Below are 15,164 nucleotides of genomic sequence, written 5' to 3'. Positions count from 1 at the left end.
CGGGGGAGCGTGGCCGCATGCTTGCTGCAACCGCCGTCGCCCAGAGCGCGACCGACCCGCTGGCCGGGCTGGTCCTGGGCGACGTTCCCAAGCCCGAGCCCCGGCCCGGCTGGTCAATCGTCCGCGTCGCGGCGTCCTCACTCAACATGCACGACCTGTGGACGCTGCGCGGGGTCGGCCACCCGCCCGAGCGGCTGCCGATCGTCCTCGGCTGCGACGCCGCGGGCTACGACCAGGACGGCAACGAGGTCCTCGTCCACCCGGTGATCGCTGACCCGGACGCCGGCGACGGCGACGAGACACTCGATCCCGGCCGTGCCCTGCTGTCGGAGCGGCACAACGGCGCGTTCGCCGAATACCTGTCCGTCCCCACCCGCAACCTCGTCCCCAAGCCGTCCTGGCTGACCTTCGACGAGGCCGCCTGCCTGCCGGTCGCATGGGGGACGGCGTACCGGATGCTGTTCACCCAGGCACAGATCCGCGCGGGCGACCGGGTGTTGGTGCAGGGCGCCGGCGGCGGGGTCGCCTCGGCCGCAATCAAGCTGGCGGTGGCTGCGGGTGCCGTGGTGTATGCCACCAGCCGCAGCGTCGACAAGCGGGCACAGGCCGAGTCCTGGGGTGCGCGCAAGGCCGTACCCACCGGCGAGCGGGTGCCCGAGCGGGTGGATGTCGTGGTGGAGACGGTCGGCGAGGCGACCTGGGCCCACTCGATGCGCTCCCTGCGTCCCGGCGGCACCATCGTGATCGCGGGTGCCACCAGCGGCACTAACCCGCCCGCAGACCTGGCCCGGATCTTCTACCTCCAGCAGCGCATCCTCGGCTCGACCGGCTGCACCCGCAGCGAGCTCGTCGCACTGCTGAAGCTGATGGACGGCACCGGTGTGCGCCCAGTGATCCATCGCACGTTGCCGCTGGACGAGATCCACAAGGGCTTCCAGCTCATGATCGACGGGCGGCTCACCGGGAAGCTCGTCATCCGCCTCCAGGGAGAACCGTCGTGAACGCTGCCGCCATAGGGCTGTCCCACTCCCCCCTCATCGGCAAGAACGACCCCGCTGCAGAGGTGGTCGCCTCCGTCGACGAGGCCGTCGAGACGGCACGGGGCTTCGTGCGCGCCTTCGATCCCGACCTGGTCGTCCTGTACGCCCCGGACCACTACAACGGCTTCTTCTACAAGGAGATGCCCCCCTTCTGCCTGGGCACGGACGCGCACGCGGTCGGCGACTTCGGCTCGAGCGCCGGCCCGGTGTCGGTCGACACCGACGCCGCCCGGACGCTGGCCCGCGGCGTCCTGGACCGAGGCATCGATCTGACCGTCTCGGCCCGCATGACCGTGGATCACGGTTTCGTCCAGCCCCTGGAGGTCCTCTTCGGCGGCATCGACAACGTCCCGGTCGTCCCCGTCTTCGTCAACGGCGTCGCCACACCGCTCGGCCCGGTCGGCCGTATCCGCGCCCTGGGGACCGCGCTCGGCGAGGCCGCCGCTGAACTGGACCGGCGGGTGCTCTTCCTGGGCTCCGGCGGCCTGTCGCACGACCCGCCGGTACCGGTGCTGGAGGGCGCTCCGCCACGGGTAGCCGACGCCCTCATCGAGGGCCGTCCGCCCACGCCCGACCAGCGGGCCCGGGGCGAGCAGCGGGTGATCCAGGCCGGGCACGACTACGCGGCGGGCTCGACCTTGATGGTCCCGATCAACCCCAACTGGGACAACCACGTCCTCGACACCCTGGAAAGCGGCCGCCTCACCGACGTGGACGACTGGACCGTGGAGTGGATGGCCAAGGAGGGCGGCGGCTCCGCGCACGAGGTGCGCACCTGGATCGCCGCGTTCGCCTCGCTCGCCGCCACCGGCTCCTACCGCATGACCTCCCGCTTCTACACCCCGATCCCCGAGTGGATCGCGGGCTTCGCCGTCGCCACGGCAGAACAGGAGCCGACCCGATGACCGACCACGCAGAGGCGATCACCGCCGCCGTCGACCGGCTGCGGACCGCCGCCGAGAAGGGGCAGCCATGCGCCCCGGTCCGCGAACTGCTGGGCACCGCCGACCTCGACGCCGCCTACCGGGTCCAACGCGGTCTGACTGAGCACCGGTTGGCCGCCGGCGCGGTGGTGACCGGCCGCAAGATCGGACTCACCTCGCCGGCCGTGCAGCAGCAACTCGGCGTGGACCAGCCGGACTTCGGGGTCCTCTTCGCCGACATGGACGCCTCCGGCCTCGCTGAGGTGCCCACCTCCCGGCTCTTGCAGCCGAAGGCGGAGGCGGAGATCGCCTTCGTGCTGGCTAAGGACCTGGACCGGGACGATCTCGGCCTGTCCGCCGTCCGCGCGGCCGTCGCCTACGCGGTCCCCGCCCTGGAGATCGTGGACAGCCGCGTCGCCGACTGGGACATCTCTCTGACCGACACCGTCGCCGACAACGCCTCCAGCGGCCTCTACGTCCTCGGCGAGACATGGCTTCCCCTCGACGCGTTCGAACCGCGCGAGGTCACCATGCGCATGTACGCCGACAGCACCCTCGTCTCCGAGGGCAACGGCACCGCCTGTCTCGGCGACCCCCTCAACGCCCTGCTGTGGCTGGCCCGTACGGCCCGCGACTACGGAGACCCGCTGCGCACCGGCCAGGTCGTCCTGTCCGGCGCGCTCGGCCCCATGGTCAGCGTCTCCCCCGGCATGACCGTGTCCGCGGAGATCTCCGGCCTCGGCACGGTCAGCGCCACCTTCACCGCCAACCATTCTTAGGGACCCGTCATGACCGTCATGAAGAAGACGAAAGTGGCCGTGATCGGTTCCGGCAACATCGGAACCGACCTGATGATCAAGATCCTTCGGCTGTCGCAGACGCTGGAGATGGCCGCGCTGGTCGGCATCGACCCCGACTCCGACGGCCTCGCCCGCGCCCGCCGCCTGAAGGTGCCGACGACACACGAGGGCGTGGACGGCCTGATCGCCCTGGACGGCTTCGAGGACATCGACATCGTTTTCGACGCGACCTCGGCGAAGGCGCACGTCGCCAACGCAGCACGGCTGCAGCCGTACGGCAAGACGTTCATCGACCTGACACCGGCGGCGATCGGGCCGTTCGTCATCCCACCAGTCAATCTCGACGCCCACCTGGGCGCCAGGAACGTCAACATGGTCACCTGCGGCGGCCAGGCCACCATCCCGATCGTGCACGCCGTCGCCCGCGTCACCCCGATCCCCTACGCCGAGATCATCGCCTCCATCGCCTCCAAGTCGGCGGGCCCCGGCACCCGGGCGAACATCGACGAGTTCACCGAGACAACCTCCGCGGCCATCGAGAAAGTGGGCGGCGCCGCCCGCGGCAAGGCCATCATCGTCCTCAACCCGGCCGAACCACCGCTCATCATGCGGGACACCGTCTTCTGCCTGATCGGCGACACCGACCACGACGCCATCCGCTCCTCCGTCACCGACATGGTGGCCGAGGTGGCGAAGTACGTGCCCGGCTACCGCCTCAAGCAGGACGTCCAGTTCACCCCCGTACCGGCGGACGAACCCGTACACACCCTGCTGCCCGAAGGAGCGCCCGCGGTGACCACCCGGGTCTCGGTGTTCCTGGAGGTCGAGGGCGCCGCCCACTACCTGCCCGCGTACGCCGGAAACCTCGACATCATGACCTCGGCCGCCCTGCGCACCGCCGAGCGCATCGCTCAGCACGCAGACCAGGGGGCAACGGCATGACCACCGACCTGTATGTCCAGGACGTCACCCTGCGGGACGGCATGCACGCCGTACGGCACCGGATCGCGCCCGCCGACGTGTCCCGGATCGTCGCGGCCCTGGACGCGGCCGGCGTCGACGCGATCGAGGTCGCCCACGGCGACGGCCTGGCGGGCGGCTCGGTCAACTACGGCCCCGGCAGCAACACCGACTGGGAGTGGATCGAGGCCGCCGCCTCCGTCCTGGAGCGCGCCACCCTCACCACGCTGCTGCTGCCCGGCATCGGCACCATCGCCGAGCTCAAACACGCCTATTCCCTCGGCGTGCGGTCCATCCGCATCGCCACCCACTGCACTGAGGCCGACGTTTCGGCCCAGCACATCGCAACGGCCAGGGAACTCGGCATGGACGTCTCCGGGTTCCTGATGCTCAGCCACATGGCCCCCGCCGAGAAGCTGGCCGAGCAGGCCAAGCTCATGGAGTCGTACGGCGCGCACTGCGTGTACGTCACCGACTCCGGCGGTCGGCTCACCATGGACGGCGTCCGCGAACGCGTCCGCGCCTACCGGGACGTGCTGGAGCCGGAGACCCAGATCGGCATCCACGCCCACCAGAACCTCTCCCTGGCGGTGGCCAACTCGGTCGTCGCCGTCGAGGAGGGGGTCACCAGAGTTGACGCCTCCCTGGCCGGGCACGGCGCCGGCGCCGGCAACTGCCCGATCGAGCCCTTCGTCGCGGTCGCCACCCTCCAGGGCTGGAAGCACGGCTGCGACCTGTTCGCTCTCCAGGACGCGGCCGACGATCTCGTACGACCGCTCCAGGACCGCCCGGTCCAGGTCGACCGCGAGACCCTCACCCTCGGCTTCGCCGGCGTCTACTCCAGCTTCCTGCGGCACGCCGAGGCCGCCGCACGGCAGTACGGCGTCGACGTCCGCACCATCCTGCTGGAGGTCGGCCGGCGCGGCCTGGTCGGCGGCCAGGAGGACATGATCGTCGACATCGCACTCGACCTGCTGGAGCGTTAGCAGGCCACGAGGTGAGGCCGGCACCGAAGCATGGAGCGGGCGGCCGGGGACGAGATGTCACCGGCCGCCCTCGCGCGCCTGCTCAAGGCATTCCCGACCCGCCGTCACATCCGCCGGGCCCACGCCTGCGACGCGGCGGCGGCGATGCGGCGGACCTGGCCGCTCACCTGTCGTGTGTCGATGTCCCCGCGCCGACCGGCGACCGACAGCGCCGCCACCGCCCGTCCGCTGCGGCTGAGAACCGGTACGGCCACGCAGGCCAGACCCGGCTGGTACTCCTCGTCGTCGAGGGCCACCCCGGTGCGGCGGATGCGTTCCAACTCAGCGGAGAGCGCCTCGGGTTCGGTGATGGTGCGGTGGGTGAAACGCGGCAGCGGCCGTCGCACCGCCTCTTCGGCCGCGTCGACGTCGAAGGCCAGCAGTGCCTTGCCCACCGCCGTCGCGTGGGCCGGGAGGCGGCCGCCGATGCGTGAGGGCACGGCCGTCGAGCGGTGACCGTACAGCTTGGCGAGGTAGGCGGCGTGGGTGTCGTGGAGCACCGCCAGGTGCACCGTCTCCCGGGTCAGTTCGTACAGGTCGGTCAGGAAGGGCAGCAGGACGTCGCGCACGTGCTCGGCTTCCGGGCCGTGCACCGCTTGTCCCAGGCGGTGCAGGCGCTCGCCGAGTCGGTACCCGGTGCCGTGACGCTCCACGACGCCATTGCGCTCGAGCATCCCCAGCACGCGGTAGGCGGTGGACTTGCTCAGCTGGGCCCTGCGCGCGAGCTCGCTGACGCCGGCTCCCCTGCCGGACCGGTCACCCAGCGCCACGAGAAGACTCACCGCCTTGTCGATGGCGGCCCGGTCGTCACGTACGGCGTCGGCGAGGGTCGCGATCATGGTCATTCACCTCGGTTCCCGTGAGCGGCGTCACTTTCAGTTGACCACTCGGCAATCTTTACGTGACAAGAATGCGAACTAGACCCTACGTCCGTCAATAATGACGCCATGCACATTAAAAGTGACACCCCGCGTGAGAACGAACTCGTGGCCCGCAATGTACGGCGCTTCCGGCTGGAGCGGGCGATGTCTTTGGGCGAGCTCGCGCGCCGGTCGGGCCTGTCGAAACAGACGCTGTCCAAGATCGAGCAGGGCTCGGGCAATCCCACGGTCGAGACGCTGTCCCTGCTCGGTGCGGCACTCGACGTCCCGGCGCGCCGACTGCTCACGGAATGGGGCACACCGGTCTACGTACAGCGCCAGGACGAAGGTGCGTGGGCGGACGGGGTCAACTGGACGGAGCGCCTCTTGGACGAGACCTACGGCTCCGGGTATGTCCGCACTCTGCTTCTGCGCCTCGAGCGCAGCGGCAAAGCCCCGGAAGTGGTCCCGCCCCACGCCTCGGGCACCCTGCACCATGTCTACGTGATTACCGGCAAGCTGCGCACCGGACCGCTCAACGAACCGGTGGACCTGGCCGCGGGCGACTTCGTCCGCTTCCCCGGCGACGTCCCGCACCGGCTCCTCTGCCTCAGTGAACGGGTCGCGGCCCACATGGTGACCACGATCCCCCAGGTCCGACAGTTCGGCCCGACCATCACCAGGGGAGTCACAGCGGCAATGGGCGACGCGTCCCCAGATTCCGTCGCGTAGACCCGGGGAGGCGATCTGAGCAAGCGGACGCGTGGTGACCGAAGCGCGCGGACCGGAGCGAACCCACCGCCACCAACGGTCTACCGACCCCGCGGTACCCCGAGCGCCGCCGCAGCCCGCACCCGTGGGTGGCCAGCCCGACCGAGGCGGCGTAACCCGTCGACGGAAGCAGCCACACGACCGCTCCCTGCCGCGCGAACTCCTGTTCGCCCGATGTAGGAGCCGGTCACCCGGGCAATCCGCTCGGCGGCGAGCAGCACGGCCAGCCCGGTCTCCATCGCCCCGCAGTTGTTGGAGACCATGCTGAGACCGCCGACCCCGCGCTCTGACGTGCAGCTTTCACGATGCACCGTGCTCACTCGTACTGGAGGTTCAGCCAGTGCATCGCGTCCAGGGCGATGCCGACATTGGTGCCGTGCCGGTCCAGGGTGACGGGAAGGCGGTCCTGGGCGCGGCGAATGCGTTGCAGGACCGTGTTTCGGTGGGCGAACAGAAGCTCTGCTGTCCGCGATGCGTTGTACCGCTGGTGGATGAACATCCGCAGTGTGTCACGTAGTTCCTGTGGACCCGAGGCGAGCGGGCCGAGAATGGCGTGAATGAACTCGCGCAGCCGGGCGTCGTCTCGGGCCAGCAAGAGGACGGCCGCGACCTCGTCATAGAAGGCGACCCGGTGGGCGTTGTGGGTCTGCACCAGCCGCTGGGTCTCGACCGCACGGTCGTGGGTGCGTCGGAAGCCGTCCACCCCCTCGTCCAGAGAGCCGATCGCAAGCCTGACGTCGCGGTAAGGGGCTACGGCTGCCTCGAGCGCCTCGGGTGAAACCGGGATTCCGGGCGTCAGCCACAGCCACAGCGACGAAGCACTGGCCTGGACGAGCAGTTGGTTCCTGGACTCCGCGACCCGGCCGAGCCGGCTCGCGACCTGCACGAGTGTCTCGCGATCGGCGACCTGTGCTGGCGCCCAGAGGATCACGCCCAGGTGTTTGGCCCGCAGCGGGTATCCGAGTCTCTGGTCAACAGCGGTCGCGGGAACCGGTGCCCCGCCCAGGATGAGATTGATCAGCTCAAGGCGTCTCACGTGCTGGTCGCCCGACAGAGCTGCGCGCTCCTGCTCGAGGATGTCGATCAGGGCACTGACCGTGCCCTCGATCCAGAGCGACAGTGAGCGGGAGGCCCGGTCAAGAGCAGGCAGCAGGACCTCTGGTTCGTCGCACAGCGAAAAGGCGATCTTCATCCAGATGGACCACATCACCTGCTGGCCGGCGTGGTACGAGGCGCGGAAGGTGTCCTCCTCGCCCCAGCGATATCCATCGCGAGCGATGCCGACGATCTGGCTGGTCAGATTGGGCTCGACGTCCCGCTGCGGGTCTTCGTACATTGAGCGTGCCCAATGCTGGGCGTTGGCCCGGGTGGCCTCACCTATCGCCTCTGCAATGGAGGGGTCCGATCCGAAGCGGCGGTCGGTGGCGTTGGCGACAGCTTCCTGGATAGGCCGCAAGAGGGTCGGATCGGCCAGGAGCACCTTGGACGTGTTGCGCAGCAACTCATCCGTAGCGCCCCGCAAACTGCTGCTCGGCATTGGTAGTCAGGGGCGCCGGTGCCGCCGCCTGGCGGTCCGGGTTCCCCATCCCCCTTTCAATCCGTACGTGCGGTTTTCCCGCATACGGCGTGCCGACGGTCTTCTATGCATGGTTACGCTGCCTTCGGGTAGCGGATGGTGCCCATGAGCTGGTGAAGCCCCTGGTCGTGGAACCAGGTCCGGGTCCAGCGCCCCGCCTGTCCGGCGCGTAGGTTGTGGCCCCTGCTTCTTGATCAGAAGCCGTTTCAGCCGCCACGCGACGTACCGGTCGAGCTCGATGAACTTGTCGGCTGCGTTGCCAGTGCGGAAGTAGTTGCCCCACCCCGAAGGAACAGGTGCAGGGCGTCGATGACGTCCTCCAATTTCATCCCGACCCGGCGACGATCGGTGAGGTCCTTGAACCTGACCCGCGCCCGTTTCATCGACCGCTGCGAGGGCCAACGGTGCAGGTAGTAGCGGACGACCCGCTTCTGTTCCCACAGCCGACCCAACATGCAGGCATGCAGGTGACAGCCCAGGAAATCGAACCCCTCCCTGCCCGGCCGCAGACGGGTCTCTCCTGCCTCCAGACGAGACCTTGATCACGTGCCATCTCCCCTACCCCGGCAAGACCCGACAGGCGAACCCCGGACCAGGGCCTGCCGGACATGGCCTTCGCAGTGACATGAACGGCTCGGCTCTTTCGCTGCACTTCTGACGAGCCTACAGAGTTCGCTTGACGCTACGGCCCGCGATCTTGCTCCCTCCGAACCAGGACGCGACACGCAACAATACGAGACCCACCTGTGCAAGTAGCACAGATCACCCGCTCAAGAATGTGCAACCCGACATTGAGTAGCGCCCGTCACTGATCGACCATGAGTGCACCGGTGCTCTCGGCCCGGCCCGCGATCGGACAAAGACGAACGGCGATGGGAGAGTCAGGTGACTGGTGTATCAGGGCCTCGGACTGAAGCGCGATTCAGGTCCGGGGACGGCGAGTGCGAAGCCTCGATCTTCCGTCCCGCCGCTTCCGACGATCGAGGGCTCCTGCCGATCGTCGTGCTCGCGCACGGGCTGTCAGGAGTCAAGAGCCTCCGGCTCGACACCTATGCCGAGAGGTTCGCGCAACGCGGCTACCTGGCGATGACGTTCGACTACCGCCACTTCGGTGCGAGCACGGGCGAGCCAAGAGAGTTCGTCGACATCCCGCTGCAGCTGGAGGACTGGCGAAACGCGGTGGCGTTCGCCCGGACCATCGACGGCGCCGACCCCGAGCGTGTGATCCTCTGGGGCACCTCCTTCGCCGGTGGACACGTGATGATCACGGCAGCGGACGACCACCGAGTCGCCGCGGTGATCGCGCAGTGCCCCTTCTCGGACGGAAAGGCCACCGTGAGCGCGATGCCTAAGAAGGCAGCCCTGCGCCTGATGCGGACCGCACTGAAGGACCGGGTGGTTGCAATGCTCGGCCGTCCACCGGTGCGCATGGCCGTCGTCGGAGCCCCAGGTGACGTGGCGGTGATGACGTCCCCGGATTCCCTCCCAGGGTTCCGTGCGATCTACGCGGCCGCAGGGATGCCCTTCGAGATCCCCCAGATTCCAGCTCGGTACATGTTCCAGGTCCCAAGCTACCGGCCCGGTCTTCGCGCGACCGACGTGACGTCGCCGCTGCTGATCTCGCTGTGCGAACGGGACGTGGTGACCCCTGCCAAGGCGACCGAAGAACTGGCTCACCGCGCGCCGCGGGGCGAGATCAAGCGATACGACGCCAGCCACTTCGACATCTACGTCGGTGACTTGTTCGAGACGGTGGTCGCCGACCAGATCGAGTTCATCGAACGCCACGTGCCCATCGGCACCACCGCGCCGCGCTGACGAAGGGTCAGAAGATGGACGCCTCGACGAACGACCGGCTCGGCGAACTCCTGGCCTCGCGCAGCGAAGATCCCCGGCGCCCTCCCGCGGTCTCACGGCGTGCCGACCTGCTGACGGATCGTAGGCCGGGGGCCGGTCGTGGGCGCAGCCGAACCCGGCATCCCGCCGGAGCCAGACCTGCCCGATGATCTACGCCATGGTCATCGGCCGCCGACCAGCACGAGTACCCAACTCGCCATTCACACCAGACCCGTGACCTGCAACTTCACGATGCACACCGCTCATTGAGCCTGGCGGCGACGCCGCCCACTACCCGTCTGCCAGCAGTGCAAGGCGCCCTCTGGTGAGACGCTGCGAGGGCACATCCAGGGCAATGAGCCTGGGAAACGACGTTGACCCGCGGGACTACGGAGAGAAGTTTTCCCAGGTCAACGCACATTTCCCTGCGAAGCCCCAGGTTAGCCCCCTCCCGCCACCAATCGCTGGGCGTTCGGCAGCGAGGTGCCGTCCGCCAGGGCTTCACAAGCCACCTGGAGTACCTCGGTGCCCAGCTCGGCCGCCGTGAGGTTGGTCAGGGCCGGCAGCCCGATGGTGCAATGGGAGTGCAGCCCCTCCACGGCAGCAGCGGATCGATCCGATCCCACGACACATCGACACTAGCGATAGGACTCGGTGCCGGTCTCGATGAGGGTGGCGTCCCTGGACGACGCGGGTGTCGACGCCATCGAAGTTGCTCATGGCGATGGACTCGCCGGCTCATCGGTGAACTACGGGCCCGGCTCGAACACTGACTGGGAGTGGATCGAGGCGGCCGCCAACGTTCTCGAGCGCGCGCGTCTCACCACGCTTCTCCTCCCGGGAGTCGGCACGATCCACGAGCTGAAGCAGGCTTACCAGATGGGCGTCCGTTCGGTGCGAATAGCCACCCACTGCACTGAAGCCGACATCTCCGCGCAGCACATCGCTGCAGCTCGCGAGATCGGCATGGATGTCTCGGGTTTCCTGAGGTCGCGAACTCGGTCACGGCTGTGCAGAACGGCGTCCATCGTGTTGACGCATCGCTCGCCGGGCATAGCGCCGGCGCGGGAAACTGCCCGATCGAGCCGTTCATCGCGGTTGCGGACCTGATGGACTTCAAGCACGGCTGCGACCTCTTCGTACTCCAGGACGCCGCCGACGACCTGGTGCGACCGTTGCAGGACCGTCCGGTACGTGTTGACAGGGAGACCCTGACCCTGGGGTACGCCGGCGTGTACTCGTCATTCCTGAGGCACGCGGAAGTTGCCTCTGAGCGCTATGGGGTTGACGTGCGGGACCTGCTGATGGAGTGCGGCCGTCGCGGGCTCGTCGGTGGTCAGGAGGACATGATCTACGACATCGCCCTTACCGAGGTTGCCGCGCGGGAGCACAAGGCATGAGGACGCGCTGATCCTCAGGCAAGCGCGGCTCCGCCCGCGAAGCGAACCTGGCTTGTGCCGCTTGCGGATGTGATCGGCTGTCTTGAGCGCTGCGGGCTCGATGGTTCCCCGGGCCGCGTCCACCACGCGGTCTGGGAGACCATCAGTTGGCAGGGGCGACGGCGGGAAACTCCGGGACCGCCAGACCGTCGACGTCGGTGGCGGCGATGAAGCGGTCCGGTCGTACTGCCAGGACGCGTACGCCACTCTCCTCCAACCACGGGAGCAGCGTTCGTGCGGTGTCGACGCACGTATCGGGTCCGGATGCGTGCGCGTTGGCAGGACTGACTGTCACGTAGCGGGCGCCCAGCTCATCCCACCCATCCTTCTCGGCAGGGCTTAGCACGGTGGCGGGATCAACGCCAGCTCCAAGCAGCACGAAGCCGTCGCCGAGAAAGTCGTCGAGAAGCATTCGCCGGCCGTGCGTCGTGGTGACCAGCGGCTGCGGGATCATCCGACCTACGAGTGAGCCGGACGAGAACTGACCTCGGAACCAGCCGGCCGCTAGCCGTGGAGTGGAGCGCTCCACAGTCGAGTCCTGTGCACCGGTTCGTGGGGTGAGGCGAGCTTGCTCCTCCGGGGAGAGCTCCTGCTTGATGATGCGGCCGAGCTGTACGGCGAGATCGGTGTAGTAGGCGACGTTCGGGCGCCGCTCTACCTCGTAGGTGTCGAGCCACTGCGGTGACAGCCTCCCGTTGAGCACCCGACCAAGTTTCCAGCCCAGGTCGTGAGCATCACGGATGCCGGACTGCATCCCGGCGCCCGCCCATGGCGGCATCATGTGGGCCGCGTCGCCGGCCAGGAAGACGCGTCCAACTCGCCAGGTGTCCGCCATCCGCGTGTGGTGCTGGTAGAAGGCGTGCTGAAGAATCTCCACGTCATCCTCGGAGACGCCGAGGGCCTGGAGCAGGTTCCAAACCTCCGTGGTGGTCGGATAGTCCGCCGGCGACTCGTCAGGCCGCAGCGGAATCTCCCAACGGTGATTGCCTGCCGAAAGGGCGACGTCCACGGCGGGGCGATCCTTGTCGGACCAGAAGGTCAGGATGTCGCGGTCGGGCCACCAGCGCTTGACCCGGCAGTCGATGACGACCCACGTCACATTCAGCGTTTCGCCGACCAACCGTGCACCGATCGCCGAACGCGTCTTGGAGGAACCGCCGTCGGCTGCGATGGCATAGCGCGCTCGCACGGATGTCGATCGGCGGGTGGCGACTTCGGTAGCGGTGACGGTCACTCCGTTGGCGTCTTGATTGACGTCCGTGACGTTGTAGCCAAAACGGGTGTCGATCTCAGCACGCTCCTCGGCGCAGGCGCGCAGCTCGGCTTCCAGGGCTGGCTGGTAGATGTTGTAGAAACGCGGTTCCTTGCCGAGGAGCGACGGGGGGTGCTCGACGCGGTAGATCTCAGCGTGGTCGTAGGTCAACCAGCGCGACGCGCGTTGCGGTTCCAGCGTAGGTGCAACCCGGTCGTCGACCCCGAGGGACTGAAAGATCCGCACCGTCCAGTCGTTGACCGTCATGGCCCGCGCTCGCTGGTAGATCCCTTCCTCGCGTTCGAACACGATCGTCGTGGCACTCTCGTGCGCCAGCGACAGGGCCGCCAGGACCCCGGTCGGTCCGTAGCCGATGATCGCCACATCGGCGTCGAACTGGTCGTCCATCTTCATCCTTCTCAATATTCCGTAGATCCCACGGCGATGCTCGTGCTGGGCCGTTACTACGGGTTGGCCGGCCGTTCCTTCTATGAACGCGGAGGTAGTGCCTTCTCAGGCGACCTGGAGGTGGCGTACACGACTGCGCCTGCTGCGAGATCCAGCTCGATGGCAGCAGAGGACACGCCTCCTCCGGCGCCCTGGACCAGGACTTGATCGCCGGCGCGGACCCCGGCTTGGGTAAAGAGCATCCGATACGCCGTGCCCCAGGCGACCGGCATGCAAGCGGCCTCGTCCATGCTGAGCCCGTCCGGCACCGAGTACTCCGCTCCGATCTCGGCGATCTCACTCGCCGTCAGCCGGCGTTGTGGGCCTGTCAGAAAAACAAAGTTCCTGACAGACCCGGCCGAGGTCCGTCAACAGCACACCTAGCGGGACACCGGGACGGTCGCGTTCTCGGCGAGCCACTCCGCGGATCGCGCGACGAGCTGCTTGTACCCATCTCCGATGAGGACGGCGTAGTGCTGGCCGGGGTGCTCCTCAAGGAGCTTCGGGCTGCGCACCTGCTCGAAGAACTCGCGGGCGTCCTCAACCCGGGAGATAGTGTCCTCGCTCCCGACGATCAGCAGGAGCGGGGCGGTGATCCTGGCAGCGAACGGCAGCAGCTCAGTCTCGAAGAGGCGACCGAGTGACGTCAGGGTCACCTCGTTGCGGTAGCTCGGCAGCCCGTCGAACTGTTTGATGAACTCCGCGCCGATGGGGTCGTCGAACATGACCTCCGGTCCGCCGGGAACACGCTCGCCAGTGGCCTGCAGGACGGGGGACTGGCCGCCGAGCAACTGCTCACGGCGACCTGCCTCGACCGCGGCGTCGACCGTCGGCAGCGCCTCCGGCGGGAACAAATCGCGCGCCGCCAAGCCGCTGATCGGGGCGACGACCGAGACGACACCCGCAACCCGACGGTCGACGCCGGCGACCAGCAGATCGATCATCCCGCCGAGGCTGAACCCCGAAAGGGAAATCCGTCGCTCATCGACGTCGTCGCGATCCGCGAGCAGCGTGATGACGTCCCGGAGATCGCGGGCGAAGAGGAGCGGGTCGACTTCCTGACGCAGGTCTCCACCGCTGTACCCGAACCCGCGGTGGTCGTAGAAGAGGACAGCCAATCCGAGGCTTGTGAACAGGTCAGCGAACCCGTAGTTCCCTTCCGCCACGCTGCCGAGGCCCGAGTGGAAGATGACGACCGGGTGAGGGCCGTCGCCGTCCGGTCGATAGATCCGGCCGTGGAGCTGCACGTCCGGGAGCGACAAGGTGACGTCTTCGTACATGGGATTCCTCTGAATCATTCCGGTGATCGGGGAGGCGGTCGATCCGCCGACCCTCTCGTCGGCATAGCGGTAGAAGCCCTCACCGGTGCTCCTGCCGAGCTTGCCGTTGTCGATGTACTCCGTCTTGACGAGCTTCGCGAAGCGCTGCTCGACCTCGTTGCCGACCGAGTAGACGTTGTAGACGGTCGTCATGCCGACCATGTCGAGGAGTTGGAACGGCCCAAGAGGCGTGACCATGGAGACACGGAACGCCTCGTCGATCGTCGGCATGTCCGCGACCTCGTTGAGGTAGAGCTCGATGGCCGCGCGCAGGGTCGCGAACAGGATCGTGTTGGCCACATACCCCGGCTGCTCCTTCTGCACCCGGATCGGAATCATGCCCTGTTCCTCAGCGAAGGTGACGACCTGCTGGAAGACGTCCGGGTCGGTGTACTCGGTGCGCATGACCTCGGCGATATTGCGCTGCCAGATGTTGTTCGCGTAATGCAGCGCGAGGAAGCGGTCCGGCCGACCGGTAGCGAGGGCCATCGAGCTGGGCAGAAGGCTCGAGGTGTTGGTCGCGAAGATCGTCTTCTCCGGCGCGGCCGCGCCGACCTTCGCCCAGACGTCGCGCTTGAGCTCAAGGTTCTCCGGCACGGCCTCGATGACGAGATCGGCGTCCTTCACGGCGTCGGCGAAGTCGCTCGTCCCGCGGATCCGCTCGAGCGCGGCCTGCGGGGCATCCGGGCTCGGGAGCTCGACCTCAGAGGCGTAGACGCTGGCCAGCTGAGCGAACCGCTCCTTTGCCCGCTCGAGGGCGGGACCGTCGATGTCCCACACCGTCACCTGGAACCCGCGGAATGCCGTCTGATAAGCGATCTGCGATCCGAGGACTCCCGTTCCCAGCACGGTGATGTCCTTGAAAGTGGTCATGTCAGAAAGCTCCATCGCTTTCGATCGGTGGTGGCCAGTTCGA

At 67.8% G+C, this 15,164-nt stretch carries 13 protein-coding genes and 3 pseudogenes; 8 read left to right on the top strand and 8 right to left on the bottom strand.

Annotation, left to right across the window (positions count from 1 at the left end; all coding sequences use genetic code 11):
* Nucleotides 1-17 precede the first annotated feature (17 nt).
* Genes ACGFNK_RS14820 through dmpG form a run of 5 tightly spaced genes read left to right on the top strand, consistent with a single transcriptional unit; the run spans nucleotide 18 to nucleotide 4,709 of the window.
* Nucleotides 18-1,001 (top strand): zinc-binding dehydrogenase, encoded by a 984-nt coding sequence (locus ACGFNK_RS14820; RefSeq protein ID WP_393415801.1) that lies wholly within the window; start codon nucleotides 18-20, stop codon nucleotides 999-1,001.
* Nucleotides 998-1,945 (top strand): 3-carboxyethylcatechol 2,3-dioxygenase, encoded by a 948-nt coding sequence (locus ACGFNK_RS14815; RefSeq protein ID WP_393415799.1) that lies wholly within the window; start codon nucleotides 998-1,000, stop codon nucleotides 1,943-1,945. The genes ACGFNK_RS14820 and ACGFNK_RS14815 overlap by 4 nt, the downstream gene beginning before the upstream one ends.
* Nucleotides 1,942-2,742: a 2-keto-4-pentenoate hydratase gene (locus ACGFNK_RS14810; RefSeq protein ID WP_165264703.1), complete on the top strand. Its 801-nt coding sequence runs from the start codon at nucleotides 1,942-1,944 to the stop codon at nucleotides 2,740-2,742. Before ACGFNK_RS14815 ends, ACGFNK_RS14810 begins: the two co-directional genes overlap by 4 nt.
* Nucleotides 2,743-2,760: 18 nt before the next feature.
* The gene (locus ACGFNK_RS14805) at nucleotides 2,761-3,705 is read left to right on the top strand and encodes an acetaldehyde dehydrogenase (acetylating) (RefSeq protein ID WP_165264712.1); all 945 of its coding nucleotides are present in this window, start codon (nucleotides 2,761-2,763) and stop codon (nucleotides 3,703-3,705) included.
* On the top strand, nucleotides 3,702-4,709 hold the full coding sequence (gene dmpG, locus ACGFNK_RS14800) for a 4-hydroxy-2-oxovalerate aldolase (RefSeq protein WP_393415797.1): 1,008 nt from the start codon (nucleotides 3,702-3,704) through the stop codon (nucleotides 4,707-4,709). The genes ACGFNK_RS14805 and dmpG overlap by 4 nt, the downstream gene beginning before the upstream one ends.
* A gap of 104 nt (nucleotides 4,710-4,813) precedes the next feature.
* On the opposite strand, the gene ACGFNK_RS14795 is transcribed toward dmpG, so the two are convergent.
* Nucleotides 4,814-5,587 (bottom strand): IclR family transcriptional regulator, encoded by a 774-nt coding sequence (locus ACGFNK_RS14795; RefSeq protein WP_393415795.1) that lies wholly within the window; start codon nucleotides 5,585-5,587, stop codon nucleotides 4,814-4,816.
* Between the two features lie 108 nt (nucleotides 5,588-5,695).
* Between ACGFNK_RS14795 and ACGFNK_RS14790 the strand changes: the two genes are divergently transcribed.
* A complete protein-coding gene (locus ACGFNK_RS14790) occupies nucleotides 5,696-6,340 on the top strand; it encodes a helix-turn-helix domain-containing protein (RefSeq protein ID WP_393415793.1) in 645 nt (214 codons plus the stop codon).
* A 187-nt stretch (nucleotides 6,341-6,527) separates the two neighbouring features.
* Here ACGFNK_RS14790 and ACGFNK_RS14785 read toward each other — a convergent pair.
* From ACGFNK_RS14785 to ACGFNK_RS14775, 3 genes and pseudogenes are all read right to left on the bottom strand, one after another.
* Nucleotides 6,528-6,666 (bottom strand): annotated as a pseudogene (locus ACGFNK_RS14785) (succinyl-CoA--3-ketoacid-CoA transferase); the annotation flags it as partial.
* 29 nt (nucleotides 6,667-6,695) lie between these two features.
* Nucleotides 6,696-7,916, bottom strand: coding sequence for a PucR family transcriptional regulator (locus ACGFNK_RS14780; RefSeq protein ID WP_393415792.1), 1,221 nt, complete (start codon nucleotides 7,914-7,916; stop codon nucleotides 6,696-6,698).
* Nucleotides 7,917-7,922: 6 nt separating this feature from the next.
* Complete coding sequence (locus ACGFNK_RS14775) at nucleotides 7,923-8,396, bottom strand: group II intron maturase-specific domain-containing protein (protein WP_393415790.1); 474 nt, start codon at nucleotides 8,394-8,396, stop codon at nucleotides 7,923-7,925.
* A 444-nt stretch (nucleotides 8,397-8,840) separates the two neighbouring features.
* Here ACGFNK_RS14775 and ACGFNK_RS14770 point away from each other — a divergent pair, with 444 nt between their 5' ends.
* Nucleotides 8,841-9,773 (top strand): alpha/beta hydrolase, encoded by a 933-nt coding sequence (locus ACGFNK_RS14770; RefSeq protein ID WP_338146004.1) that lies wholly within the window; start codon nucleotides 8,841-8,843, stop codon nucleotides 9,771-9,773.
* A 458-nt stretch (nucleotides 9,774-10,231) separates the two neighbouring features.
* On the opposite strand, the gene ACGFNK_RS14765 is transcribed toward ACGFNK_RS14770, so the two are convergent.
* The gene (locus tag ACGFNK_RS14765) at nucleotides 10,232-10,417 is read right to left on the bottom strand and encodes a hypothetical protein (RefSeq protein ID WP_393415788.1); all 186 of its coding nucleotides are present in this window, start codon (nucleotides 10,415-10,417) and stop codon (nucleotides 10,232-10,234) included.
* Between the two features lie 46 nt (nucleotides 10,418-10,463).
* Here ACGFNK_RS14765 and ACGFNK_RS14760 point away from each other — a divergent pair.
* Nucleotides 10,464-11,191, top strand: a pseudogene (locus ACGFNK_RS14760) (4-hydroxy-2-oxovalerate aldolase); the annotation flags it as partial.
* A 142-nt stretch (nucleotides 11,192-11,333) separates the two neighbouring features.
* On the opposite strand, the gene ACGFNK_RS14755 reads toward ACGFNK_RS14760, so the two are convergent.
* The 3 genes and pseudogenes from ACGFNK_RS14755 to ACGFNK_RS14745 form a co-directional block, all read right to left on the bottom strand.
* The gene (locus ACGFNK_RS14755) at nucleotides 11,334-12,890 is read right to left on the bottom strand and encodes a bifunctional 3-(3-hydroxy-phenyl)propionate/3-hydroxycinnamic acid hydroxylase (protein ID WP_165264699.1); all 1,557 of its coding nucleotides are present in this window, start codon (nucleotides 12,888-12,890) and stop codon (nucleotides 11,334-11,336) included.
* Nucleotides 12,891-12,991: 101 nt separating this feature from the next.
* Nucleotides 12,992-13,195 (bottom strand): annotated as a pseudogene (locus ACGFNK_RS14750) (Zn-dependent oxidoreductase); the annotation flags it as partial.
* A gap of 114 nt (nucleotides 13,196-13,309) precedes the next feature.
* Nucleotides 13,310-15,121 (bottom strand): 3-hydroxyacyl-CoA dehydrogenase, encoded by a 1,812-nt coding sequence (locus tag ACGFNK_RS14745; RefSeq protein WP_165264698.1) that lies wholly within the window; start codon nucleotides 15,119-15,121, stop codon nucleotides 13,310-13,312.
* Between the last annotated feature and the right edge of the window lie 43 nt (nucleotides 15,122-15,164).

Origin of the sequence: Streptomyces sp. NPDC048825, from assembly GCF_043198355.1 — a bacterium.
GTDB classification, from domain to species: Bacteria; Actinomycetota; Actinomycetes; order Streptomycetales; family Streptomycetaceae; genus Streptomyces; species Streptomyces xiangluensis.
The sequence above is the reverse complement of the archived record's forward strand: the minus strand, read 5'-3'. Positions and strand labels throughout refer to the sequence as shown.

What these genes read in the sequence shown, in the direction of transcription:
- ACGFNK_RS14820 (WP_393415801.1), top strand. Translation starts at nt 18, where the DNA reads ATGCTTGCTGCAACCGCCGTCGCCCAGAGCGCGACCGACCCGCTGGCC.
- ACGFNK_RS14810 (WP_165264703.1), top strand. Translation starts at nt 1,942, where the DNA reads ATGACCGACCACGCAGAGGCGATCACCGCCGCCGTCGACCGGCTGCGG.
- ACGFNK_RS14805 (WP_165264712.1), top strand. Translation starts at nt 2,761, where the DNA reads ATGAAGAAGACGAAAGTGGCCGTGATCGGTTCCGGCAACATCGGAACC.
- dmpG (WP_393415797.1), top strand. Translation starts at nt 3,702, where the DNA reads ATGACCACCGACCTGTATGTCCAGGACGTCACCCTGCGGGACGGCATG.
- ACGFNK_RS14795 (WP_393415795.1), bottom strand. Translation starts at nt 5,587, where the DNA reads ATGATCGCGACCCTCGCCGACGCCGTACGTGACGACCGGGCCGCCATC.
- ACGFNK_RS14790 (WP_393415793.1), top strand. Translation starts at nt 5,696, where the DNA reads ATGCACATTAAAAGTGACACCCCGCGTGAGAACGAACTCGTGGCCCGC.
- ACGFNK_RS14780 (WP_393415792.1), bottom strand. Translation starts at nt 7,916, where the DNA reads ATGCCGAGCAGCAGTTTGCGGGGCGCTACGGATGAGTTGCTGCGCAAC.
- ACGFNK_RS14755 (WP_165264699.1), bottom strand. Translation starts at nt 12,890, where the DNA reads ATGGACGACCAGTTCGACGCCGATGTGGCGATCATCGGCTACGGACCG.
- ACGFNK_RS14745 (WP_165264698.1), bottom strand. Translation starts at nt 15,121, where the DNA reads ATGACCACTTTCAAGGACATCACCGTGCTGGGAACGGGAGTCCTCGGA.